Below are 25,950 nucleotides of genomic sequence, written 5' to 3'. Positions count from 1 at the left end.
AAGCTTTTTAATTTCTTTCATCTAGTTTTTCTTTAATTAAAAAGGCTGTTTCTTCGACAGATTTTGCGGTTACATCAATCACTGGGATACCATACTTCGCAAAAATTTCTTCGGCATAGGCTAATTCTTGTTCAATCCGTTCAACATTGGTATAACTGGTCTCATTACCTAAACCTAAAGAAGCCAACCGACTGCTACGAATCTGACCTAATGTTTCTGGCGAACAAACTAAACCAATCATTTTTTGTGGATCCATTTCTTCCAAAATTGGCGGCAATGGAACTTCTGGAATTAATGGTAAGTTAGAAACGCGGTAGCCTTGATTTGCTAAATACATACTGACTGGCGTTTTTGAGGTCCGCGAAACGCCTAACAACAATATATCAGAATCAAGAAACCCTTGAGGATTTTTGCCATCATCATATTTTACAGCAAATTCAATCGCTGAGATTTTATCAAAATAGGCACGATCTAGTTGGTGGCGTCGTCCAGGCTCTTCAATAGGATCTACTCCGGCTTTCGCTTGAATTAATTCAAAAAATGGCGCCATTAAATCTAAATATAACAACCCTGTTCGTTCACTAAATTCTTTCGCCGCTGTGATTAGTTGTTTACTGACTAATGTACTGACAACTAAGGCTTTATCTTTTAAGGCATCTTTTAAAATCTCCAATAATTCTTCTTCTGTTGTGACAAAAGAAAAATTGTATCGATTAAGAAAAGAAATATCTGGATATTGTGCGCTTGCTGCAGCTAACAATTTTTGTGATGTTTCTCCAAGTGAATCGGAAATAGTATAAACAATGATCTCTTTTTTCATAATTAAGCTCCCTTATCTATTTTGTGCGGCTTCTTTCGCTTGTTGCGTAATATAGGTTAAAATTTTCGTTTTCGTAATTTTTCCAATAACTTTTTTAGGATTTTCTTTTTCAACGACTGGCAAAGAATCCACTTCGTATTTTTGCAAAGTGTCAGCAGCTTCAAGAATAGTAAATTCTGGTGTGCAGGTTTTCACATGTGGCACTCTTGTCATACAAACAGCAACAGGTGTGCCATCAATATTTGTATTTAAAGAGGCCCGTAATAAATCTTTTCGTGACAAAACCCCTAATAATTCTTTTGCTTCATCCATGACATAAAGAGAACCGACATCATACATAAATAAGTTGGTAATCGCATCTCGAATTGAGGTGTCTTGGACAACCATCAATGGTGGACTCATGATCTCCTGAACTTTTGTTTGAAAAACGTCAAAAAAGAAAAAAGCCTCCATATTATCACTTTCGTAAGTATAACCAACTTTCGGACTTGCTTTTAAAATTCCTGAAAGTGTTAAAAAAGACAAATCAGAACGCAATGTCGCACGTGAAACGGCTAGTATGTCCGAAATGCGTTCACCACTAACTGGCTGATGCTCTTTTACAACAGCGATAATTTGCTCTTGTCGTTTACTTAATTTCATCATTTCCTCCTCAATTCCTCTTAAACAAATTGTGCATTCGCTTACAATTATACACATATTTATTGTTTTTTCAACATATTGATAAGAAACTTTTTCTATTGACAAACTTATTTCCGTCTATTATGATGTTTATTGAACATATAAGACACATATTAAACGGAGGTCACGCATGAAAAAGTTTATTTATTCTTTTAACGAAACACACAATGAAGGTAAAGAGACTCTTGGTGGTAAAGGGGCGAACTTGGCAGAAATGACACGCTTAGGTTTGCCGATTCCGCAAGGATTCACGATTACAACCCGTTGCTGTATGGACTATTTGGCAGATGCTACTTTCTTTGAAGAACACTTACAATCAGAAATTTTGAAAGCGGTTAAAAATCTAGAAACTGAAACAGGCAAATCTTTTACCGCGGACAATGAGATTCTCTTAGTTTCCGTTCGCAGCGGTGCTGCCTTCTCGATGCCTGGTATGATGGATACTATTTTAAATTTAGGTTTAAATGATCAACGTGTGAAAAAATTTGCGACCTTAACCTCTCCTGGTTTTGCTTTTGACTGCTATCGCCGACTTATTCAAATGTTTGGAGACGTCGTCTATCACATTCCCAAAGAATTATTTGACCAACAAAAAGAGCGCTTGGAACAAGAGCTAAACAAAAAAATTATCGCTTTTCAAGAAGCAGATCATTTCGCCTTGATTGTCCGCTACCAAGAAGTTTTTGAACAACATCAGGTGGTCTTCCCGCAAGACCCTGTCGCACAACTTTTTGAAGCAATCAAAGCTGTTTTTGATTCATGGAATAATCAACGTGCGGTGGTTTATCGAAACTTACATCATATTGCACATGATTTAGGTACAGCTGTCAACATTCAAGAAATGGTTTTCGGCAATCGTGGACTAGACAGTGGCACTGGCGTTGTTTTCACTAGAAATCCGGTCACAGGGGAAAATCAACTGTTTGGAGAGTTTCTTTTGAACGCGCAAGGAGAAGATGTAGTGGCTGGTATTCGGACGCCAGAACCCATTCGTCGTTTACGTTTGACTATGCCAAAAGTTTATCAAGATTTTCGCCATTACGCAGAACTTTTAGAATATCATTATCGTGACATGCAAGATATTGAATTTACCATTGAAAATGAAAAATTATATATTTTACAAACAAGAAACGGGAAACGAACCGCCGCAGCTACGGTTAAAATTGCTTTAGACTTAGCCAAAGAAAATCGCATTACTAAACAAGAAGCACTGTTGCGTGTGACACCTGATACGATTGATCAATTAATTCATCCCGTGTTTGATCAAGAGAAACGACAACACATGGAACGCTTAGCTATGGGTCTTCCTGCTAGTCCTGGTGCAGCAAGTGGCCAAATTGTTTTTACAGCAGAAAAAGCCAAAGAACTGACCAATCTAGGAAAGAAAGTCATTCTTGTTCGTCAAGAAACTTCACCAGAAGATATTGAAGGCATGGTTGTAAGCGAAGCAATTGTGACCAGTCGTGGCGGAATGACTTCTCATGCCGCTGTGGTCGCACGAGGAATGGGAACTTGCTGTGTGACTGGTTGTGAAAGTTTAACCGTCAATGAAGAAGCCAAACAACTACACTGCGGGCCACAGGTCATCTTAGAAGGAACAATCATTTCCGTCGATGGCTCAACGGGGGAAATTTATCTTGGCGAAATTCCTACAATTTCTGCTGATAATAACGATGACCTTCAAGAGCTCTTGTCTTGGGCAGATGCATATGCTGATTTAACTGTTCGTGCCAATGCAGAAACTACACAAGATTTAGAGACTGCTATCCGTTTTGGCGCAGCGGGGATTGGTTTAGCGCGAACAGAGCATATGTTTTTCGGTGAAGAGCGTGTCTTGGAAATGCGTCGCCTGATTTTAGCAGAGTCTGAAAAGGAAGCAACCTATGCGTTGGAGCAACTTCTTCATTTTCAACAGGAAGACTTTTATCAAATGCTGAAAGTAGTTCAAGACAAGCCCATGGTGGTCCGCTTGTTAGATCCGCCGATGCATGAGTTTTTACCTCATGAAAAGAATGATATTCAATTATTGGCGAAGCAACTACAACGGTTCCCGGTGACCATCGCCAAACAAATTGAACGGTTACAAGAAACCAATCCAATGTTGGGCCATCGTGGTTGTCGTTTAGGTGTGACCCAACCACAAATATACAAAATGCAAGTTACAGCCTTATTTACTAGTGCCATTCGATTAGTCAAAGAAGGAATTACTGTTTATCCAGAAGTGATGATTCCTCTAATCGCCGAAAAAGAAGAACTTCTCTATCTCAAACGCATTTTAAAAGAAACGATTGACGGTCTCTTTGAAGAACATAAGATGACTCCTTTCCCTTACGAAATCGGGACAATGATTGAACTACCGAGAGCTTGTCTGATTGCGGATCAGTTAGCAGAAGAAGCAGACTTTTTCAGCTTTGGAACAAATGATTTAACACAAATGACCTATGGTTTTTCTCGTGATGATATCGGTAAATTCATTAATACGTATCGAGAAAAGAAAATCATTACCCAAGATCCGTTTCAATCACTAGATCAAACAGGTGTTGGTCAACTGATTCAATTAGCTGTAGAGAAAGCGCGTCGCACTAAACCAAACATGAGTATTGGCGTATGTGGAGAAGTCGGTGGTGATCCGCAATCCATCACGTTTTTCCAAACACTTGGCCTAAACTACATCTCTTGCTCACCTTATCGGGTACCTATTGCGAAACTCGCAGCTGCCCAAGCCAAAATTTTAACCGAACCGGCTGTGACTGAAGAACAAATGGTCCTTCTTTAATTTAACGTGTGTAACAAATGATTCATCCTTACAAGATAAAAAGTGCTAGGAACATCAGTCGAAACGGCTGATGTTCCTAGCACTAAATTTTAAGATCAATGATTGCACTCTGGTTATTTTCTTATAAACGCGGCATCTTTTGTCAAGGGGTCTGTTACATCTGATACATATCTTTCTACTTTCATATGCAAATCATATTTTTCTCTAAGTTCCGTAATACGGGTCATCATTGGAGAAGCGTGGTGTTTGTCTAATGCTTCCTGATCTGTCCAACTATCAATCAGCAGAACTGTTTCTTCATCGTCCATTGGAAAAAAGTATTCATAGCGACTATTCCCTTTTTCTGCACGAATCGCCTCTACAATTCCGCTGGCAATCATTTCTTTGGCAAATTCTCTTGCACCTCCATTTGTCCCACTATAATAAATATTTATAGTAATCGCCATCTGTCTTCCCCCCTAAATTTACTTGCCTTTTTACGTTCCCGACTGGAATTGAACCAGCGACCTACCGCTTAGGAGGCGGTTGCTCTATCCTACTGAGCTACGAGAACAATCTGTTTTAATTTTAGAAGTCTTCACTACATCTGTCAATAGACAAAAAGAAAGTATCCTGCATAAATAATTATGCGAGATACTTTCTTTCAGTGAAACACGTCGTTCGTTTATCTATTATTTTTTTTGCCGCCGATCAAGAATCATTTTTCCTAAATAATAAAGTCCTGTCGCAATAGCTATATATTGCCCAATTTTATTATTGCGTGCAACTTTTTCTTGTTTCGTTTTCGCCATTGTCCCCATCACCTTTCTAAAATAATTCTTTTTACATTTTTATTATAGTAGGTTCTGTCATTTTTTGCGAATAAACACACTTTTAAAAATAATCTTCTAAAATTGGCATGCCTTTGACTAAACGTTGGCCTAAACGTCGAACTGCCGTTGCGTCTCCTTGCAAGCGTTCATAAAAAGATAACGTTTCTGTTGAACGATAGCCCAAGAATAGTTGCGTCCACGTTTGGATATCTGCTTTCAAAGCAGCAGTCCCTTCCTTTTCCACAGCACCTTTAGTCACTGTCGCTTTTCCTTGTTCGTCAATTGTGATTGTCCAAATACCTTCATTCCATGGCCCATAGGAATCTTCAATCTCTAAAGAATACGTTTCTTTTTCTCCTGATTGAAATGGATACTTTTCCAGAAATGTTTGTAACTCAACGATTCGTGCCATCATGTAAGGTAAAATTTTTACAGAAGCTGCTGGCGTTGGCATTAAATCATTTAAATCTTTTCCAGCAAAACCATTAATCCAATGGAACGATTGAACGGAACCACTATGTGAGCCAATAAACCCAGCTAAAGCTTTAAAAGCTGTATTAGTTAAATAGTTCCATTCTACGATTTCAAAGGTGCCAGCAGCTATCCGATAAATCACATAGCCTTCCGCTTTCCCTTCTGACGAATAATAAATCGCTTGATTATTTGGTTTACTTGCACGATTCAGCGTATAATCCAGCCACCAAGTTTCACGGATCACACCACCAGAGTGCGCTCTTTGATTTTCAAGGTATACGTCTTTAATGACCTCTTTACCGTCAGCCCAAGAAACTCGTTTAATGGTACCCGGAACTCGTTTAACACGTGGCCAATCTTCCGTTTTAATTGTATACTCTGCTTGTTCAAATGTTTGTTCATAGCCATATTGACGATAAAATGGATATGAAAACGGTGCTAAGTAAGAAAGGGCAACCTTTTGTTTCGCTAAATCAGCCAACATTTCTTTCATAATAGCAGAGATGCCGCCTTCACCACGATATTCTGGATAAGAAGCCACATAGCCAATTCCAGCCATGGGATAGCGGACACCATGGAAATTCACTTGAAAAGGTGTCGCCATCACTTGACTTGTTAATTGCTCATCAATTAGGAAGCCATAGCTTTGCGTATGTGACAACAATTTTTCAAAACGTTCTTGGCGTTCAGCCGTGGGTTCCTGATTAAAAGCATAGATGACAAGATCAAACATCTCTTTCATTTCTTCTTTGCCCATTTTTTTGACTCTTTTAGTTGTCATTTTCTTTCCTCCTCGCACATTGTATCAATTCATTTTATCACAGAAACAGTTCTCTTTCTAAAAGCCGTTATTTGCTGTCATTTCTTTGAACCAACGACCGCTTTTCTTAATGGTCCGTTTCGCATCATCATCTAAATCCACAGCGATGAAGCCATAACGATTTTTATAGGCATTAAGCCAAGACCAGTTATCCATACACGTCCACATATGATATCCTTGAACATTACTACCTTCTTGAATCGCTTGATGCACCCATTTCAAGTGATCCTGCACGAATTCAATCCGATAATCATCTTCAATGACTCCTTGTTCATTGACAAAGCGTTCTTCTCCTTCTACGCCCATGCCATTTTCTGAAATGTAGCAGCGAATGTTGCCATAATTTTCTTTTAAATTCATTAATGTATCATAAATACCTTTTTCGTAGATTTCCCAGCCACGGTAAGGATTCATTTTTTTGCCAGGCATATCGTAGACATCATAAAAATCTTCTGGAAGTAAGCCTTCTGGTCGTGTTTCAACAGGTGTTTCTTTTGCTTTGGCACGACGTGGTTGATAGTAGTTTACTCCTAATAAGTCCACAGTATTTTCAGCAATTATTGCTAAATCTTCTGGCGTTGTTTCTGGCAACAAGTCATTTGCTTTCGCCCAAGCAACCATATCTTCTGGAAAATGACCTTTAACAGCCGGGTCTAAAAACGAACGGTTAAAGAAACCATCGACAAATTTAGCCGCATTTACATCGGCTTCGTTGTGCTCATCACGAGGATAAGTCGGCGTTAAGTTTAAAATAATGCCAATTTCACCTGATAAGTTCATAGAATGATAGACGGCAATCGCTTTGGCACTAGCTAAAGCTTCATGATAGAGTACTTGAATCCCTTCTTTTAGATTCACTTTATCAGGATAATGCCAGCCATAGAGATAACCACCTTCAACTGGTACAATTGGTTCATTGTGCGTAAACCATTTTTTCACGCGATCGCCAAACAATTCAAAACAGGTTTTGGCAAAGTCAACATACAAATCAACCACTTCACGGCTTTCCCAACCACCTTTTTCTTGAAGTACCATCGGCATATCAAAATGATACAAGTTCATAAAGGGCTCAATCCCTTGTTCTAATAAATCATCAATCACTTGATTATAAAAATCAACTGCTGTTTGATTGACTTTTCCTGTTGTAGGATCTGGAATTAAACGGCTCCATTGAATGGATGTTCGAAAAGAGTTATGTCCCGTTTCTTTCATTAACTGAATATCTTCTTGGTATTTTTTATAAAATTGTGAGGTCTTATCTGGACCGACTTGTTGAAAAAATTTTTCTGGCGCTTCTTGATACCAAAAATCCCAAATATTTTGACCTTTACCATCACCTTCAAAAACGCCTTCTGTTTGAGGACCGCTGGCTGCAGAACCCCACCAAAAATTTTCTGGAAATTGATATTTCATGTTATTTGCTCCTTTACGATTTAATCATTAAAAAAAGGATTGAACCCTCCGTAAGAGTCCGGACGATTCAATCCTTCGATTTTTTACTCGGCTGCTTCTGCGGCTGCTTCTTGTTTCAAGTATTGATCTGTTGCTACTTTTACGAAAGGCATGTAGATCAAAATAGAAATCAATAAGTTAACAGCTGCTAAAACTCCGCCGGCGATACTCTTCGTTGCTAAAAATCCGCCAATAATTGGTGGTGTTACCCAAGGTGGCATAAAGGTTGCAGCTGGTACTAAACCAGTTGCTGTCGCCACATACGCAACAGTTACAAGAACCATTGGGACTAAAATGAATGGGATAAACATAATTGGGTTTAAAACAATTGGTAAACCGAACATGACTGGTTCATTAATATTAAATAGTCCTGGTGCTAAACTTAAGTTTGTAATGACTTTGTATGGTTTGTTACGACGACCTACGATAAAGATAGCAATTAACAGACCTAATGTTGCCCCTGTTCCACCTAAGTTTACAAATGAATCAAAGAAAGGTTTGTTTACAATATAAGGAATTGCTTTACCTGCTTCTAAAGCTTTAATGTTCGCATCAATCGCTGGTACGTTGATTGTTTGCATTAATGGGTCAACCATGTTGGCACCATGTAAACCAAAGAACCATAAGAATGGTGTAATGAAAGCTAACAATAATGCTGATGGGTAGCTGTTTGCAAGTCCCATAAATGGTTGTTGAACTGCTTCATAGAATGAAATAACGATATTGTCAATTCCTAAAGCAAATAGAATTGATGTAATTAAACTAAATAAACTGATTGTAATCATTGCTGGTAATAATGCCGCAAATGATTTTGCTACTGCTGGTGGTACACCATCAGGCATTTTGATAACTAATTTAGGATTGCCAGATAAACGTTGGAATAGTTCTCCTGAAATAAGTGCAATAATCAAAGCAATAAATAATCCAGTTGCGCCCATGCCTTCTAAGCCGCCAACTGCGAAGAATGAAGCTACAGAAACTGTACCGGCTGCAATGCCGTCTTTTCCATAAGATTTAACTAAATTGTGTGCTACTAAAAAGGCTACTAAAACGGCAAAGATTGCGAATGTACCGTTCCAAATGTTACCACCAAAGCTTTTCCAAATTGGTGCATCGTTATACATCATTGGGAAAATTTTGTTTAAAAAGTCCTCATATCCTGGAATTGGAATATTATTAATTAATACCGCCAAAGCCCCTAAAATCATTAATGGCATCGTTACGACAAACGCGTCACGAATTGCTACCAAGTGCCGTTGCGCTGCGATAACTGACGCTTTCGGCATAAAGTGTTTCTCCATCCATTGAACAAATCCGTCCATTGTTATTCCTCCTAATTAACGCTTTCTCAAGCGCGTTTTTCTTATAAGACGCATTGACAACGAGATTACTCGTTATCAATACGGCGATAAAGATCGATAATTTCTTTTGCTAAATCTGTAAATGCAATCGCAGTCATTAAATGATCTTGACTGTGCACTGTTAACAATGTTACTTGCATGTTATTGCCTTTTGCTTCTTCTGTTAACATTCCTGTTTGCGAATGATGTGCATGTACAAGTGATTCTTCTGCATCTGCAATTTTTTTGTCTGCTAATTCAAAATCCCCCGATTTTGCTGCGGCAATCGCTTCCATTGCATCGCTTTTAGCATTTCCGCCATACATGATTAAACCCATGATTGCTTCTAAGTTCTGTTGTCCGTCCATTACCTCTACCCCATTTTCTGCTCTAGTTTGATGATCCCATTAATGAAATTGCTTGATCTAAAACTTTTTCGCCATTCATCATGCCATAGTCCGCCATGTTAATTACATCTAAAGGAATCCCTTTTGGTTGTAATTTTTGTTCAAATTGCCCTTTCATGAAACGAACTTGTGGGCCTAATAATAAAACATTCACCTCTTTATTTTCCAAGTTTGTATCTGCTTCAGAAGCCGATACTGCAAAGATGTCTGCTTCCATACCACGATCTTCTGCTGCTTTTTGCATTTTTGTTACTAATAAACTTGTGCTCATTCCTGCGGAACAAACTAACATAATTGTTTTTTTTGCCATTTTCCTTCATCTCCTAAATTCTCTTTGTTTTGCTTTACACCTTTATATAAGCAAGAAGCGTGCCAAGTTTTAACACATTAAAAACCTTGATATGACAACGTTTATTGATATAGAAAGCGTGTACACACTAAAAATAAAACGATTACACACAGCTTTTTTGTGTGCGTTTCCAAAATAATAGGGCAACAAAAGAAAGTGAGCGATAACCCGAAACGACTCATCGCTCACTTTCTAAAGCTGAAGAGAATCAACTGGACAAAAGCCGCTTTTTCCCTTTAAGCAGTTTCCATCATTTTAAGCATTTTATAAAACTGTTTCTTTTTAAAATAACTTAAAAAGATACCTAATACTGCATCATTCAGTTTTTGTAACGCCCCATAAGAAACCATTGTTTCTGTATAACGCAGTTCACAGCTTTTTTCATCAATTGGCTGTAGCTCATACCGCACCGAGAAATCATTTTTAGTTGTGGATGTTCGAAATTGATAGGTCTTATTTTCTACAGCTTCTTCAATAACTATTTTCGCGCGACTATTTTTACTATATTCTTTGATATATTCAAACTTACGTAACTGCTTTCTTGTAAGAGTTTTGCCTGTTTGCTTACGGATATCAAAAATAACAGAATTCATTAATTGCGTGTAAAATTCATCTGCTGAAATAGTTAATGTTTTCGTAATTTCCATTACCGTTTCACCTCATCCTTTGTCGCCTCTTCTTCAGCAACTTTTTTTCCTTTAAAAAACAGGTAACCACCAAGTCCAATGAGAAAAATCCCCGTTGTCAGACTTAATAAATCATAGTTTAAGGAGCTGGGATTCAACGAATACAAAACAATCAAGAAGCCAATACTACATAAAAATAATCCATTTCTAATCATTTTCATCCATCCTATCTTTTTAGACTACCGTTGCTTGGAAGTATAAAACGCCACCCCAAGGTTGTTCCTTAATCAGCTGTTTTGCAACTTGTGCAGCAGTTTCAGGGTCTCCTTCAACTTCAAAAAATAACTTAATACCATTTTTTTCTTTAAAAGTAAATGTTTCATTTTCCCCTTGATATGCCTCTAATAAAGTAATAATTTCCTCTTGCTTCATTGCACTTGCAATCGAAATCATGCCGCTCGCTCCTTTCTATACAAGTAATTGCTGTTTTTATTGCTTATTGCTCTCTTTCGCCTAATGCAGGATCCATTTTGTTAGCAGCGATAACAAACGGTGTCCAAATCAAGAAAGTGACTACCATACATACCAACGCTACGATTGGTGCGCGCCAGTCGGCACCTGTCGCTAAGAAAGATAATAGCAACGGCGGTGTCACCCATGCGACTTGTTGAGAAACTGGGGCGACTAGCCCAAGATACGTTGCAACCCAGCCAATTGTAGTAGCAACTAATGGCGCAATTACAAATGGAATAAACATAATTGGATTCAGAACAACTGGTAAACCAAACATAATCGGTTCATTGATATTAAAGATCCCAGGCCCTAATGATAATTTACCAACTGTTAAATAATCTGCTCGTTTGGAGAATAACAAGATTGCAATAATTAGGACGATTGTACCGCCTGAACCACCAAACCAAGCAAAAGCATCAAACGAACCACGGACCCACATGTAGGCTTTACCGTCGTCAATAGCGGCTAAAACCGCAGCTGTTCCTGTTTTTCCTTCATAACCTTTTTGGAAAATATCAATATTGATTAATTGTGCTTGTCCCCAAATTCCTTCAAGAACTGGTGCCAAAACGTTTGGCCCATGAATACCAAAGAACCAGAAAATTTGAACAAAAACCGTTACGATTAACACAGCGCCTAGTCCTTGTGATAACCCAAGGAACGGTTCCGCGATATATTTTTGAATTAAGTCAATTAATAATTGACCGCCTGAAAGTTTTGACACCGTAAAGTTAATAATTGCTACGACATACAATGCGATTGTTGCTGGTAAAATTGCCGCAAACGCTTTTGAAACTGCTGGTGGTACAGAATCAGGCATTTTTATTGTTAAATCCGCTTGCATTAATTTACAAAAAATAATGGTTGATAAAGCGCCCATAATCATCACCGTAAAGAAAGCGTTACCATTTAGATGGTTGAGATTTAACCAACCCCATGGATTGACAGTCAATTGATTATTAGCAATTGACGCACCAATTTCTGCCCCATTAATTGCGTTGGCAATCTTTTCTGGCACTTTTACAGCTAATTCAGCTGTGTTATTTGGTGCAAAAGCAACACCTGAAATTAAGGTAGCTAAACTGACAATCCCACCAGCTAGCTCATTCACATTGTATGCTTTCGCTAAGTTATAGCCCCAAGAAAAAGCGAAAATCAAACCAGCGATAGCCAATGTACCATTCCAAACAAAACCATTAATCCCAATGATGACATTCAATACTGCAAAAATACCTTTGTCTGCTTCCAAACTTGCCGCATAAGTTGAGACAAACTCTTGGGGAAGATCTCGAATAATTGCGTTAATCATTACGGCGACTGATCCAGCCATTGTCGCAGGTAATGTACCAATAAAAGCATCCCTTAGTGCCACCAGATGTTTCTGTGCACCAATTTTTGCGGCAGTTGGTAAGATATATTTTTCCATCCATGCCATTAATCCGTTCATTTTTATTCCTCCTGTATCCATTTATATTTATTAAAAAGGCAGTAGCCTCATTAAACGAATGAATCGAGCGTACAAAACAAAACCTTTGGTAACATGCACTATCCTTATTTGCTATTCACTTTTCCTAAACGTTTTAATTCCTTATCCCATTAATGAGATTGCTTGATCTAAAACTTTTTCGCCATTCATCATGCCATAATCTGCCATGTTAATTACATCTAAAGGAATCCCTTTTGGTTGTAATTTTTGTTCAAATTGCCCTTTCATGAAACGAACTTGTGGACCTAAAAGTAAAACATTCACCTCTTTATTTTCCAAGTTTGTATCTGCTTCAGAAGCCGATACTGCAAAGATGTCTGCTTCCATGCCACGATCTTCTGCTGCTTTTTGCATTTTTGTTACTAATAAACTCGTGCTCATTCCTGCGGAACAAACTAACATAATTGTTTTTTTTGCCATTTTTTCTTCATCTCCTTAAAAGTTATGACGTTATACACTTTATTTATAGCAATAATTGTGCCAAGTTTTCCCCTCATTAAAATACTGATATAACAGCTTTTGTCATAAAAAAAAGCGTGCACACACTAAAAGAAAACGCTTACACACATGGAATTGTGTGTAACTTACAAAAAGAAAACATCAAGAAAAAAGAGAGCGTTTTCTCATTTCTTGATGTTTTTTTATTTATTATTGTTTACTTTTAATTTCATTTTCTAAAAACATTTGGGTAACATGCGCAACTTCCGCTTCTGGAATCGTCACACGATACGCCCGTTCAATTAACATAAAATTCGTGCGTACGACATCGATTTCTAAACGATGTGTTTTAACATATTCCGCTAAGTTTGGAAAATTTCTTGTTTCTTCTCCTTTAATTAAAGCATCTACCAGAAAAGCCAAATGAATCATGATTCCGGCATCCACCCCTGGTTCAACAATAATATGCATATCTGTTTGTATTTGATGAACTGTTTTTTGTAACATGAGAATTAATTTTTGTAAGGAGTCCACAGAAGTAATGACGCCACTTAGTGAATGAACAATTGTATCAATCGCCACTTCATCACTAGCAATCCGTTTCAGTACATTTAATTTTTCATCATCAAAAATATCATAGACGGAAAAGAAGGGAATATTTTGATATTCAACATCCACAGTTCCCGCAATGGCCTTAATTTCATATTCTTCCATCAAGTTGTCGATATGCTTTTTAAACGTTTCTCGTTCAATAAATTGCATTTGAATCAGTTCCACTTTTGTTTCATCAATAACGGGTAAGATTCGTTGGTATAGTTTTGCGGCGACCCCTTCTCCTGTAAAGCACGTCACGATTACTGCTTTTTTTACGTTTTGACGTTTTTGCAGACTAGAGCGAAATTGTTCTCTCACAACGCTTTCAAAAGAAAGTTGAATATTTTGGTAAATGTCCTCTAAACTTCGTCCCACGCTTGCCATTCGAATAGCTTCTAAGACAATCATCGTGCTCGTCATTGTAATCGCCTTCGTTCGGATACCTGTTTCTTCAAACAACATATTTCCAAACGAATTTAATGAACCCATATCCGTCAGTAATAAAATCCCATTATTTAACGATTCTTTTTGCGTAATTACTTGGTTTCGTAATTGTTCATACATTGTTTGAACTTCCATCGTTAACGGCATATTCATCGCTGTTCCGATTGATGTTCCTAAAAGTTCTTGGGCGGTTTTCAACATACTTGAGGCAGTAGAATCCCCATGCATTAAGACGAACACACCAACATTATTTTCTGGAGTTCTTTCTTCTTTACCGACATTTATAGATAAAAACATACTAATAAAGCCAATTTCATCGAAAGGAATCTCTATGTTGTTCTCTTCTTCAATAATAGAAGATAAATCTAAGGCTACTTGAAATTCTTTTTTCATGTTTTTACGGACATTATTTAAATCAGGATGGACAATCACATGACCTTCTTTGACACGTTCAATCGTACTTTGTAAATGAAGCGCAAAGGCAAAGCGTGCTGTTTCGTTGTACGTGTGTTCCAAACGCTCTTCTGCGATATCATAAAGACGATTCGTTAAGTCCCAAATAGCTTCTGGTAATAACTCCTTATGTAAAGAATGTTGGGTTAATTCTTCGACATAATTTTTAAAATACGCATTCATATCTTTGGAAATCAATTCTTCTAAATCAACATTTTCTAAGTCAGCTTCGGACAAGTCAGCGACTTTTTCTTCGATTTCATTGTAAACTTGCATGTCTCTAGCTGGATCTTGTGACCAAACAATTTTGTTGGTGCCTGGCTGGAAAGATAAATAATTACTTTTACTATCGACAAATTGATCCAAGCGCTCAGGTACTTCTTTAATTTTTAATAATCCTTTTTGGACAGGTAACGACAAATCCCGTTTACGGATAACCAAATGTTCTAAATTGTGCGTCCGATAATAAAGAAATGACTTAGCACAAACCAATTTTAAGTCCCGCTTCACCTGACCAATATTTCCTTCTGCATCGTATAACATAAAAGCCAAAACTGCTTCGCGTTCGATATCAATTTGTTGGCCCAAACGTGTTGCCTCTTGCTGAATAAATAACGAAATGATGGCATAACGCTCATCTAGCGTCCGTGCATCTAAAGATGGTAATGTAATCGACATCGGAATCCGCCGATTGAAAGTGGTTAAAAAGTTTTCTGAGGATTCCGTTGTCGCACCAATAATTTGAACAGAGGCTTCATAGGTTTGACCACTTTCTCCTAATGGACGGTACACGCCTTTATCAATAAACGTAAAGAGCATTTCTTGACCTTCTGGCGGTAAGCGATGAATTTCATCTAAAAAGAGAATCCCGCCATCTGCTTTTGCCATTAAGCCTGGACTATCTTCATTCGCACCAGTATAGGCGCCTTTTTTTACGCCAAAGATATGACCAAATAATAATTGTGGGTTTTGTGCATAATCAGCACAATTAAAAGAGACAAAAGGGGCATCTTCATCTAAGGTTTTTGAATCAATTGCAAAACGGTACATACATTCAGCAAAAAGAGATTTCCCTGTTCCTGTTTTCCCAAAAATAATCGTATGCAAACCTCTTGGTGGATATAAAATAGCCGCCTTGGCCTGCTGAATACTCACTTTTAAAGAATCATTGGCACCTACTAATGTGTCAAAACTAACAGAGGTGGACTCATCTACATGGACTTGTTCTCCTTCATTGATTGTTGGCACTGAATAGATAACAGGACGTCCAGTACTTCTAGTAATTTTCTTTTCTTTGAATAATTCATTTAAATAACGGCTGGCATTACTGCGATCAATCATTAACTGTTCTGCTACCGCTCCTGCCGTTAAGCCAGTTTCATTTTTTTGAAGTAACGCTAAGATTTCTTCCTTCCGAGATTTCATGGAATCCTCCTCGATACAACGTTCTGCTTGAAGCTCGTAAAGCGTTATTTCTTCGCTTTACGAGCTCCTTTGTTTTTCGTGTTTTTCTTTTTGTTTTTCTTCTTTTTGCGTGTTTCTTGCGGTTCTTTGACAACAGAATTTACTGTTTCTGGTTTTCTTTCTTTCGTACTCTTTTTTTCTGAATACGTATCTTTGACTACGTTCTTTTTTTCTAGTTCATCTTTGGCTTTTGGCTGCTCATGAAGTGCACCATCATATAAAAAGATTTCCTGATAAGGAATGGCCAATTGTTTCATCAAACGTTGATAATCCCTTTTGGTGCCATCGTTGATAAACGTAATCACTGCCCCTTGTGCACCCATCCGGCCAACGCGACCAGAACGATGAATATAGCTCTCTTCGGTTAAAGGAACATCTACGTTTACGACGTAAGGGACCCCTGTGAAATCTAAGCCCCGTGCCGCAATATCCGTGGTTAATAACAACTTCACTCGTTCTGCTTTAAATTGATCGATCGCCAATTTACGCAACTGTTTACTTTGATCTGAAGCCAGACCAATAGCCGGCACATTCTCATAAACTAATTTTTCTTCTGCTGCACCTAAATCAGCAACTTGATTGAAAAAGACCATGCTTCTGAATGCTTCTGTATGGACCAAACGACGTAAGTAATCAGCTTTTTTTCTTGGTGCTAACCGAATAAAGTAGTGGGCGACTTGACCTGCTGAAGTATCTTCTTCCGTCACATCAATCACCTGTAATTTTTGGCTTAAAGATTGCGCTTGATTCACGACACGATCAGCAGTCGCTGAATAAAAAACAAGTTGGTATTCGGTTGGTGTGTGTGTCAAAATTTGCTTGGTTAAACTTAGCTCTTCCTCTTGGAAAAGTTGATCAACTTCATCCATTACAATTGTTTTTAACAACTGAGCTTTGACTTTTTTATTCTTCATTAACTCTAAAATCCGACCTGGTGTTCCGATTAACACTTCAGGACGTTTTTTTAACTTGTCAATCTGGCGTGAAACATTTGCCCCGCCGATTAACGTTTGAACCGTTAATTGAAGTGGCTTAGCCCAAGTCCGAGCAACTTCAGCAATTTGCATAGCTAATTCTTGAGATGGAGCAATAATCAACAATTGATTTCCCTGTCCTTTTTCAACAGTTAAGAGTAAAGGCAGCATGTAAGCAAGTGTTTTTCCAGTTCCTGTCGGCGAAATTCCTAAAACATTTTCTCCTTCGCGAAGGGGCGTAAAACTTTTTTCTTGAATTGTTGATGGTTCGTTAAAGCCAGAAACTTGCCACTGTTCTTGCCAAGCCTCTGGAAGTTGTTCTAAAAATCTCATATTGTTCCTTTCCTATCGCTTAATTCTTATTTATCAGCATCAAAAATAATGCCGGCACTATGACGTAAATCAGTGACTACTTTATTGACATTTCGAGCAAGCTCAACCCATTCTTCATACTTGGTGCCCCAATACTTATCTGTTGGGTTATTTAAAACTGCTGCAAAATCACGGGCTTCTTCAATCATTGGATTATCGGCTACTTGAATATCTAAGACATCACGTTCTTCATGTGCGCGATCATGGTACTCAGCCGAAGAAATAGCATTGACACTATCTAAAATCAAGGTCCCGTTTTCAAAGTAAATTTCGGATGGGGCAAAAGAATCACTAATTTTCCCAGTGTTTAACGTCACGTCAAACTGATCATATCGTAAAATAATTGTTCCTAAGCCATCGACACCTGTCGCAATTTTACTAGCAAAATAATGGCTTTCGTTTGGTACGCCAAACCAGCCCAAGGCTGCATAAACTAAATAAACGCCTAAATCTGCTAAGGCTCCCCCAGAAAAATGAGGAGAAAAAATATTTGGCTCTTTGCCTTCTAATACTTGATCATAGCGAGAAGAATATTTCATATACGTAAAATTCGCACCTAAAATTTGGTTTTTTAATGGCAATAATTCAGCAATTTTTTGGAAACTTTGCTCATGAATATTACGGGCCGCTTCAAAGAAATACACACGATTTTTATTCGCTAATTCAATAATTTCTGCCATCTCATCAGGTGTTGAAAAAGCTGGTTTTTCAACAATTACATTTTTTTTCGCTAAAATTGCTTGTTTCGCTTGTTCAAAATGTAATGAATTTGGTGAGGCAATATAAACCGTATCCATATGTGCAATACCAAAAAACGTCTCTAAATCAATTGCATATTCCACATCCCCATAGCGAGAACCAAATTCTTGTGCCGTTGCTAGTTTCCGAGAATAAACAGCCGTTAAATCGTACGCACCCGTTTCTAAAGCTGCTGCAACAAATTGATGACTAATCCAATTGGTACCAATTACGCCTAAATGTATCATAATCAAAAACCTCCATTTTTTGTTTATTTACTCTCTTTATAATAGTAATCTCTCGTACAAAAGTCACGTAATTACCCTGCCTTAAAGCGCTAGGAGTTCTTCAAGTTATTTATTAGGATCATCAAATGCCTGTAATAAATCAAAGGTTACCTGTGACTTAAGTTCAATCGTTGCTGGTGTTACGTGGCAATTGTAAGCAAGGACTTGCACACCTTGATCAATTGCAGCACCCAGATTTTCAGCAAAGGCAGGTTGCATCTCTTGGTGAATCGTTGCTTGCTTAATTTCTTCAAATTGGACCACAAACAAAATGTAACAGCGGTAACCCGCTTTAGTTGCAGCCATTAGTTCAGTGACATGCTTCAAGCCACGAAGTGTTGGCGCGTCAGGAAAAGCACCGATGCCTTTATTTTCTAAAGTCATGCCTTTCACTTCGACAAAAGCTTGTTCGTCTGCATCCGTTTCCACTAGAAAATCAAATTTTGAATGTGCAAATCGTTGCTCACGTTTAACAGTTTGGATCGTACCAACTAAACCAGGAAGCACAATTTGACCATTTTTTAACGCTTCATTGACTAATGTATTCGGTACTTGGCTATCAATATTAATCCAAAAAGAACCTTTTTTTACTGCAATCAAATCGTAATCTGTTTTTCTTTTAGGCGATGGTTGATAACTAAGCGCCACAACAGCACCTGGTAAAAAAACTTCTTTCCCTCTGCCAGTATTTTTGACATGTGTGATTACTTCTTCATTCGTTTCCATTAAACGACAGTGTGCAATAAACCGATTGGGTCGTTCGATAAAATAAGCAAGTTGGACATTTGGGTACTTCATACACAGACTTCCTTTCTTACACACTATACCATAAAAAAACAAGGAAAAGTATAGACCAAAACCAACAATTTTACTATCTTGTGTCAATCATTAAATATTTGTCAATTCTCAGCGATTTAGTCGAATATTTTAGACAAGTTCTATATAATAAAGGTAACGAAGACGAATAAATGAAATGAAGGTTAGGAGGAATTTCTTTGAAAAAACATTGGACTTTCTTGGTTGGTGCATCTTTACTTACTGGATTAGCAGGCTCTATCCTCTGGAAAAAAAATAAACAGCTCCCTTCCCCACAGGAGCTTCAACACAACTATACTGGACATTGGTGGTTTGTAGACGTGAAGAAAGCCACGCAACACACCTTGGAAATCACCTCATCTTTCAATGTTTTCATTGATGGCAAACAAATGCATGCCTTGCTTGTTGAATTAACCCCTAAACGCTTAGTTATCTTAGACAAGTTAGGTTACCATTTAATCATTCAATGTGAAAATGGTGTCCCTGCGACGCTTTACGATGAAGCCGACGACGAAACCTACACACTAGAACGGGCCATTTACAATTAATAAATCACCCACGACACATAAAATGAAGTATGTGCGGTGGGTGATTTATTTTTTTACATCCCTTGCAAAAGCATTCAGAAAGTTTTCTTACAACTTGAATATTATTAAATAGTCAAATGCGCCTTTTTCTGATAAACTTAGGATGATGTTTTTTTGAAAGGATGAGCCCCTATGACACCAAATCGCGAAGACTATTTAAAATTAATTTTTGAATTAGGTGGCGACGAAGTTAAAGTGAATAATAAACAAATTGTTTCTGGACTCGATGTTTCGGCAGCTTCGGTTAGTGAGATGATTTCAAAGTTAGTAAAAGAAGATTTGGTTGAGCATTCTCCTTATCAAGGGGTACAATTAACTGAAAAAGGCTTAAAAAAAGCGAGTACGTTAATTCGCAAACACCGAATCTGGGAAGTCTTTTTAGTAGAGCACTTAAATTACACTTGGAATGATGTGCACGAAGAAGCAGAAGTTTTAGAACATGTTACTTCACAGACGCTTGTGAACCGTTTAGCGGATTATTTAAATCATCCAGAATTTTGTCCACACGGTGGTGTTATTCCCGAAGATAATCAACCCATTCATGAGGAGAAACGCCAAACGTTAACAGACTACCCTGTTGGCACAAAAATTCGGATTGCACGTGTCTTAGACGAAAAAGAATTACTGGATTATTTAGTTTCCATTGATTTAAATATTCAAGAAGAATATACGATTAAAGAAATTGCTGCATATGAAGGACCGATCACCATTTATAATGAAAACAAAGAATTATCCGTCAGCTTTAAAGCAGCAAACACAATTTTTGTTGAGCCGTTGATTAGAGAAAGTGAGGAAAACTAATGAATGAAAAAGTAGCATTATTTACTATTTTCGGGGGGACAGGTGATCTTGCCAAACGCAAATTGTATCCTTCCCTGTTCCGCTTATATAAAAAAGGATTATTAGCTGAGCGTTTTGCGGTGATTGGTACCGCACGTCGGGAATGGACAGACGAATACTATCGTGAAATCGTTCGTGAAACCATTCAAGACTTAAATCCTACGGCCGAAGAGGCAACTGAATTTTCTAGTCATTTCTATTACCAATCACATAATGTGAATGATACGGAACATTATAATACCTTAAAAGAATTATCTGATCGCCTAAATGAACAATACCACTTAGAAGGCAATCATGTTTACTATTTAGCTATGGCCCCTCAATTCTTTGGAACCATTGTTAATCACTTGAAATCACAACATATTATTTCGGAAGAAGGCTTTGATCGTCTAATTATCGAAAAGCCATTTGGTTCTGATTATGAATCTGCCTACGAATTAAATGAAGAAATTCGTGCTGCATTTCCTGAACAAGATATTTTCCGAATTGACCATTACTTAGGCAAAGAAATGATCCAAAATATTTCAGCCATTCGTTTTGCCAATAATATTTTTGAATCACAATGGAACAATCGTTACATTGATAATGTCCAAATCACCTTCGCTGAAAGCTTAGGTGTCGAGGATCGTGGCGGCTATTATGACCACAGTGGCGCACTAAAAGATATGGTTCAAAATCATATTTTACAAGTCGTTGCTTTGCTTTCTATGGAGCCTCCTGTTGCCTTTTCTGAAAAAGAAATTCGGACTGAAAAAGTAAAAGCTTTACGTGCCATCCGCCTTTATTCTGAAGAAGAAGCCCTTCAAAATTTCGTGCGTGGACAATACGGCGAAGGTCAGCTAGCTGATCAAACATTTGCAGCCTATCGTGATGAACCGAATGTGGCAGAAACTTCATCCACTGAAACTTTTGTTGCTGGTAAATTTTTAATTGATAATTTCCGTTGGTCTGGCGTCCCTTTCTATGTTCGCACAGGTAAACGATTAACTGAAAAAGGCACACGCATTAACATCGTCTTTAAACAAGTACCTATTAATGTCTTCAAAGATGATACGTGTGAAGAATGCGATAAAACCGATTTACCACCGAATGTTTTAACTATCTATATCCAACCAACTGAAGGATTTTCATTAACCTTAAATGGAAAAGAAATCGGTCAAGGGTTCAATACAACTCCAGTGAAACTTGATTTCCGTCAAAGTGCTGAAATGACTGAAAATAGTCCAGAAGCATACGAAAAACTTCTATTAGACTGCCTAAATGGCGATAGTACAAACTTCTCTCATTGGGACGAAGTTGCCCAATCTTGGCGCATTGTTGACATTATTCGACATGCTTGGGATAAAACAGACGTTTCTTTCCCTAATTATGCCGCTGGCACAATGGGCCCGCAAGCTGCCTTCGACTTATTAGAAAAAGATGGCTTTACTTGGGAATGGCAACCAGATAACTGGTACCGTGACCGCGGTCAACTTGATCAATAAATAAGCCAAAAAAGATCCGCTAGTTAACGACTAGCGGATCTTTTTTCTTGTTTATTCGAATCCTTCAGCAACCGCTTCTGGATAATTTTCTTCAACAATGTGTGCACAACGGCCACAAAGTGTTGGTAATTTTTCATCTGAGCCGACATCTTGACGAACGGAACGACAACGGTCGCACGTTTCGCCTTCTGCTTTTTCAACTAAAATAGCCATGTCTTCAAATTGAACAGCTTCACTAGGTGCTACTTCTTTTGATACTTCAAAGTCGGAAACAATTAGTAATTGAGCAATATCTGCATCAACAGCTGTCATTAATTGACGAATTTGTTCATTTGGATAAACAGTTACTTTAGCTTCTAACGATTTACCGATTAATTTAGAATGACGAGCTTCTTCCAACGCTTTTAAGACATTGTCACGGAAATCCATAAAGGCTGCCCATGTATCCATCAATTCTTCTTCATTAGTAAACGTTTCGTAACCTGGGAATTCAGCTAATTGCACATACTCTTCTTCTTCTTGTAAGAAACTCCAAATTTCTTCCGCTGTATGTGGAATAATTGGTGTCAATAATTTTGTTAATGAAACCAATGTTTGATAGAAAACAGTCTGCATACAACGACGTTGATAATCATTTTCTGCTTCAATATAAACGACATCTTTCGCAAAGTCTAAATAGAAAGAAGATAGATCCACAGTTAAGAAGTTCATAACTGTCCGATAAATATGCATGAAATTATATTTTTCATAACCATTTTCACGGATTTCTTGAATGACTTGATTTAAACGAACCGTCATGTATTTATCTACAGAACGTAAATCAGCATAAGCTACAGTATGCTCAGCTGGATTAAAATCACTCGTATTCGCTAACAAGAAACGCATAGTATTACGGATTTTCCGGTACACTTCAGATACTTGGTTTAAGATATCCATTGAGACACGCACATCGGCTTCCGCGTCAACACTACTTACCCACAAGCGTAAGATATCTGCACCCATTTGATTGATAACTTTTTCAGGTAAGATAGTATTGCCTAACGATTTACTCATCTTACGGCCTTCGCCATCGAGAACCATCCCTTGAGAAATAATTGATTTATAAGGCGCTACTCCATTGATAGCGACACTTGTTGTAATACTTGAGTTAAACCAACCACGATATTGGTCAGAACCTTCTAAATACATATCTGCTGGGAAAGTTAACTCTTCTCTTTCTCGTAAAACTCCTTCATGTGAAGAACCTGAGTCAAACCAAACGTCCATGATATCTGTTTCTTTGGTAAACTCGCCATTTGGTGAACCTGGATGTGTAAAGCCTGCTGGTAGTAACTCTTTTGCTTCACGCATAAACCAGATATTTGATCCATGTTCTGCAAATAAATTCGCTACATGTTCAATTGTTTCTGGCGTAATGATGGCTTCCCCGTTTTCAGCATAGAAGATCGGTAATGGTACACCCCACGCTCTTTGGCGAGAGATTACCCAATCACCACGGTCACGAATCATATTATATAAACGTGTTTTTCCCCAAGGAATTAGCCAGTCAACTTTCTCAACTTCATCTAAAATATCTTGACGGAATTTAGAGATTGAAGCAAACCATTGTGGCGTTGCACGGTAGATAACTGGTTTTTTGGTACGCCAATCATGTGGATAACTATGCGTAAAGAAATCTAATTTTAATAACGCGCCTTTTTCTTCTAATAACTCAGTAATCATTGGATTCGCTTTGTCATAGAAAATTCCTTCAAAACCAGGTGCTTCATCTGTAAAGACCCCACGGCTGTCAACAGGAGAAATAACAGGTAAATCATATTTACGGCTGACAATATAATCATCTTCCCCATGTCCTGGTGCGGTATGAACTAAGCCAGTCCCGGCATCTAGCGTCACGTGGTCGCCTAGCATAACAAGTGATGTTCGATCATAGAATGGATGTTGAGCTGTCATACGATCTAATTTTTCACCAGAAAATTCTCGCAAGACTTCTACTTCTTCCCAACCAACCGCTTCTTTAACTGTTGCTAATAAATCTTTAGCAATTACAAATTTACGACCGTCTGCCTTCACTTCAACATACGTAAAATCAGGATTAACTGAAATACCTAAGTTGGCTGGTAATGTCCAAGGGGTTGTCGTCCAGATGACGAAGGCTGTCTCGTTATCTAAAAGACCTTTACCATCGGCCACATTAAAAGCTACGTAAATAGAAGGTGATTTTACATCTTTGTATTCAATTTCTGCTTCTGCTAAAGAAGATTCACTTGAAGGAGACCAATAAATTGGTTTTAAGCCTTTATAAATATAGCCTTTTTCTGCCATCTTACCAAAAACACGAATTTCTGCTGCTTCATACTCTGGATCTAACGTAATGTATGGATGTTCCCAATCGCCTGACACACCTAAACGTTTAAAATCGTTACGTTGTTTATCGACTTGTGATAAGGCATACTCTTTACATTTTTCGCGATACTCAGCGACAGTCATTTCTTTACGTTTAACCCCTTTATTGGTTAACACTTGCTCAATTGGTAAACCATGAGTATCCCAACCAGGCACATAAGGAGAACGGAAACCAGACATTGATTTTGAACGAATAATAATATCTTTACTGATTTTATTCAAAGAATGTCCTAAATGAATATTTCCGTTTGCATACGGAGGGCCATCATGTAAAACAAAGGTTGGTTTTCCTTCGTTTAATTTTTGACGTTGTTCATATAAGCCTTTTTCTTCCCAGTCTTTTTGCCATTCTGCTTCACGGTTTGGCAAGTTCCCACGCATTGGAAAAGCTGTTTTTCCTAATTGCAATGTTTCTTTCATTTTCATATGCATTTGCCTCGCTTTCATTTTATCGATTTAATTGTGTTAGTTCATACTAAAGATGAACGATAGCTGATAAAAGTAGATAAAAAAAGAGTACTCCATCCCAAGGGACGAAGTACTCGTGTTACCACCCAAATTCAAAGTAGAGTTGCCCCTACTTTCTCTGAAATTGATAACGGTAATTATCCGGCAGTTCCTACTCAAGTGTTCAGAACTGCATCTAGGATAGAGGATCTGTTTAATGCCAGTGTCTGTCAAACTTTCACTATCATTGACTCGCTGCTAAGAATAAACATTAAACGTTCTGTTCTATCTATTTTGATTCTTCTTCAATTGTTTCTTCAGTGACTTCAATTACAGGCTTTTTTTCTACTACAGCATCTGTGTTCTCTTCAGAGTTTACAACAGTTTCATTTTCGTTGTCAAGGTCTTGTTCATCAAGAATTTCCTTAACTGCTGTATGTTTGTCTCCGACATAACTAGAAAAAGGCTTTAAAATCTCTTCCCACTCTTCACTCTTCACTTGCTCTAATTGAGTTTCAAGCATTAAGCTTAAGCGTTGATGGAAGACACGTGTTTTCTTCTTCAAGTCTTCTGTTTCCCCAGCTAATTGGCGAGCACGTTCAATTGCTTCTGCTAAGATTTGTGTTGATTTCGCTTCAGCATCTGCAATCATTGCATTTGATTTACGTTCAGCTTCTACCAAGGTTTCTTTGGCTTGGTTATCTGCCGAAGTGATAATCATTTCTGATTCTTTGTTGGCACTTGATTTCACTTTATCAGCGGTATCTTGTGCAACAATAATTGATTGGTTCAATGCATCTTTCAATTCATTGAAGTATTGTAATTTTTCTTCTGCGTGTTTTAATGATTTCTCAAGTTCACGATTTTTTTGTAATGCATCTTCATAATCACGTGTAACTTGATCTAAAAAGTCATCTACATCGTCTTGGTTATAGCCTCTCATTTTTGTTGAGAAGTCTTTGTTTTGAATATCTAATGGAGTTAATGCCATATTCCTTCACCTCTTTGGATTATTTTTGTAAAACCCCTTATGAACACATTCTCATACTA

The 25,950-nt window shown here is 37.8% G+C and carries 23 protein-coding genes and 1 tRNA gene; 4 read left to right on the top strand and 20 right to left on the bottom strand.

The window, feature by feature from the left end:
• Positions 1–7: 7 nt before the first annotated feature.
• Together IGL36_RS04070 and IGL36_RS04065 are read right to left on the bottom strand one after the other, a co-directional pair.
• Positions 8–820 (bottom strand): pyruvate, water dikinase regulatory protein, encoded by an 813-nt coding sequence (locus IGL36_RS04070; RefSeq protein WP_002355927.1) that lies wholly within the window; start codon positions 818–820, stop codon positions 8–10.
• Between the two features lie 12 nt (positions 821–832).
• Positions 833–1,462 carry a helix-turn-helix transcriptional regulator gene (locus IGL36_RS04065; protein ID WP_289861556.1) on the bottom strand — a complete coding sequence of 210 codons (630 nt, stop codon included), beginning with the start codon at positions 1,460–1,462 and terminating at the stop codon, positions 833–835.
• A 169-nt stretch (positions 1,463–1,631) separates the two neighbouring features.
• On the opposite strand from IGL36_RS04065, the gene ppdK reads away from it, so the two are divergent.
• Positions 1,632–4,277 carry a pyruvate, phosphate dikinase gene (gene ppdK, locus IGL36_RS04060; protein WP_002364650.1) on the top strand — a complete coding sequence of 882 codons (2,646 nt, stop codon included), beginning with the start codon at positions 1,632–1,634 and terminating at the stop codon, positions 4,275–4,277.
• Positions 4,278–4,390: 113 nt separating this feature from the next.
• Here the strand turns inward: ppdK and IGL36_RS04055 are convergent, their stop codons facing one another.
• The 16 genes from IGL36_RS04055 to sfsA form a co-directional block, all read right to left on the bottom strand.
• Positions 4,391–4,723, bottom strand: coding sequence for a putative quinol monooxygenase (locus IGL36_RS04055; protein WP_002355924.1), 333 nt, complete (start codon positions 4,721–4,723; stop codon positions 4,391–4,393).
• Between the two features lie 33 nt (positions 4,724–4,756).
• A tRNA-Arg gene (locus IGL36_RS04050) sits at positions 4,757–4,830 on the bottom strand.
• 320 nt (positions 4,831–5,150) lie between these two features.
• Positions 5,151–6,344 (bottom strand): GNAT family N-acetyltransferase, encoded by a 1,194-nt coding sequence (locus IGL36_RS04045; RefSeq protein WP_002363416.1) that lies wholly within the window; start codon positions 6,342–6,344, stop codon positions 5,151–5,153.
• Between the two features lie 57 nt (positions 6,345–6,401).
• Positions 6,402–7,796 (bottom strand): glycoside hydrolase family 1 protein, encoded by a 1,395-nt coding sequence (locus IGL36_RS04040; protein ID WP_002364647.1) that lies wholly within the window; start codon positions 7,794–7,796, stop codon positions 6,402–6,404.
• A gap of 83 nt (positions 7,797–7,879) precedes the next feature.
• A complete protein-coding gene (locus tag IGL36_RS04035) occupies positions 7,880–9,157 on the bottom strand; it encodes a PTS sugar transporter subunit IIC (protein ID WP_002355920.1) in 1,278 nt (425 codons plus the stop codon).
• A gap of 65 nt (positions 9,158–9,222) precedes the next feature.
• Complete coding sequence (locus IGL36_RS04030) at positions 9,223–9,543, bottom strand: PTS lactose/cellobiose transporter subunit IIA (RefSeq protein WP_002355919.1); 321 nt, start codon at positions 9,541–9,543, stop codon at positions 9,223–9,225.
• Positions 9,544–9,565: 22 nt separating this feature from the next.
• Positions 9,566–9,892, bottom strand: coding sequence for a PTS sugar transporter subunit IIB (locus IGL36_RS04025; protein WP_002355918.1), 327 nt, complete (start codon positions 9,890–9,892; stop codon positions 9,566–9,568).
• 275 nt (positions 9,893–10,167) lie between these two features.
• A complete protein-coding gene (locus IGL36_RS04020; RefSeq protein ID WP_002355917.1) occupies positions 10,168–10,578 on the bottom strand; it encodes a DUF3284 domain-containing protein in 411 nt (136 codons plus the stop codon).
• Entirely contained in the window at positions 10,578–10,778 is a 201-nt protein-coding gene (locus tag IGL36_RS04015) for a DUF3188 domain-containing protein (RefSeq protein WP_002361416.1), read from the bottom strand. Before IGL36_RS04015 ends, IGL36_RS04020 begins: the two co-directional genes overlap by 1 nt.
• A gap of 13 nt (positions 10,779–10,791) precedes the next feature.
• Positions 10,792–11,010 (bottom strand): hypothetical protein, encoded by a 219-nt coding sequence (locus tag IGL36_RS04010; protein WP_002355915.1) that lies wholly within the window; start codon positions 11,008–11,010, stop codon positions 10,792–10,794.
• Positions 11,011–11,053: 43 nt separating this feature from the next.
• Positions 11,054–12,517, bottom strand: a complete 1,464-nt coding sequence (locus tag IGL36_RS04005; RefSeq protein ID WP_002369870.1) for a PTS sugar transporter subunit IIC — start codon at positions 12,515–12,517, stop codon at positions 11,054–11,056.
• Positions 12,518–12,658: 141 nt separating this feature from the next.
• Positions 12,659–12,976, bottom strand: a complete 318-nt coding sequence (locus IGL36_RS04000) for a PTS sugar transporter subunit IIB (RefSeq protein ID WP_002355913.1) — start codon at positions 12,974–12,976, stop codon at positions 12,659–12,661.
• A 228-nt stretch (positions 12,977–13,204) separates the two neighbouring features.
• Complete coding sequence (locus IGL36_RS03995; RefSeq protein WP_002373633.1) at positions 13,205–15,910, bottom strand: sigma 54-interacting transcriptional regulator; 2,706 nt, start codon at positions 15,908–15,910, stop codon at positions 13,205–13,207.
• Positions 15,911–15,954: 44 nt separating this feature from the next.
• Positions 15,955–17,256, bottom strand: coding sequence for a DEAD/DEAH box helicase (locus IGL36_RS03990; RefSeq protein ID WP_002397917.1), 1,302 nt, complete (start codon positions 17,254–17,256; stop codon positions 15,955–15,957).
• Positions 17,257–17,282: 26 nt separating this feature from the next.
• Positions 17,283–18,281, bottom strand: coding sequence for a Gfo/Idh/MocA family protein (locus IGL36_RS03985; RefSeq protein ID WP_002355910.1), 999 nt, complete (start codon positions 18,279–18,281; stop codon positions 17,283–17,285).
• A 105-nt stretch (positions 18,282–18,386) separates the two neighbouring features.
• Positions 18,387–19,118 carry a DNA/RNA nuclease SfsA gene (gene sfsA / locus IGL36_RS03980; protein ID WP_002397918.1) on the bottom strand — a complete coding sequence of 244 codons (732 nt, stop codon included), beginning with the start codon at positions 19,116–19,118 and terminating at the stop codon, positions 18,387–18,389.
• Positions 19,119–19,315: 197 nt separating this feature from the next.
• On the opposite strand from sfsA, the gene IGL36_RS03975 reads away from it, so the two are divergent.
• The 3 genes from IGL36_RS03975 (at position 19,316) to zwf (ending at position 22,047) form a co-directional block, all read left to right on the top strand.
• On the top strand, positions 19,316–19,684 hold the full coding sequence (locus IGL36_RS03975; protein WP_002397919.1) for a DUF4828 domain-containing protein: 369 nt from the start codon (positions 19,316–19,318) through the stop codon (positions 19,682–19,684).
• Positions 19,685–19,855: 171 nt separating this feature from the next.
• A complete protein-coding gene (locus IGL36_RS03970) occupies positions 19,856–20,524 on the top strand; it encodes a metal-dependent transcriptional regulator (protein WP_002358896.1) in 669 nt (222 codons plus the stop codon).
• Complete coding sequence (zwf, locus tag IGL36_RS03965; protein ID WP_002355906.1) at positions 20,524–22,047, top strand: glucose-6-phosphate dehydrogenase; 1,524 nt, start codon at positions 20,524–20,526, stop codon at positions 22,045–22,047. Before IGL36_RS03970 ends, zwf begins: the two co-directional genes overlap by 1 nt.
• Before the next feature lie 51 nt (positions 22,048–22,098).
• On the opposite strand, the gene ileS is transcribed toward zwf, so the two are convergent.
• Positions 22,099–24,879: an isoleucine--tRNA ligase gene (ileS, locus tag IGL36_RS03960; RefSeq protein WP_002387984.1), complete on the bottom strand. Its 2,781-nt coding sequence runs from the start codon at positions 24,877–24,879 to the stop codon at positions 22,099–22,101.
• Positions 24,880–25,189: 310 nt separating this feature from the next.
• Positions 25,190–25,891, bottom strand: a complete 702-nt coding sequence (gene divIVA, locus IGL36_RS03955; protein WP_002355904.1) for a cell division protein DivIVA — start codon at positions 25,889–25,891, stop codon at positions 25,190–25,192.
• Between the last annotated feature and the right edge of the window lie 59 nt (positions 25,892–25,950).

It is taken from the genome of Enterococcus sp. AZ011 (genome assembly GCF_050548355.1).
GTDB lineage: Bacteria > Bacillota > Bacilli > Lactobacillales > Enterococcaceae > Enterococcus > Enterococcus faecalis.
Note: the sequence above shows the minus strand (reverse complement) of the source record. Positions and strands in the feature narration are given on the sequence as shown.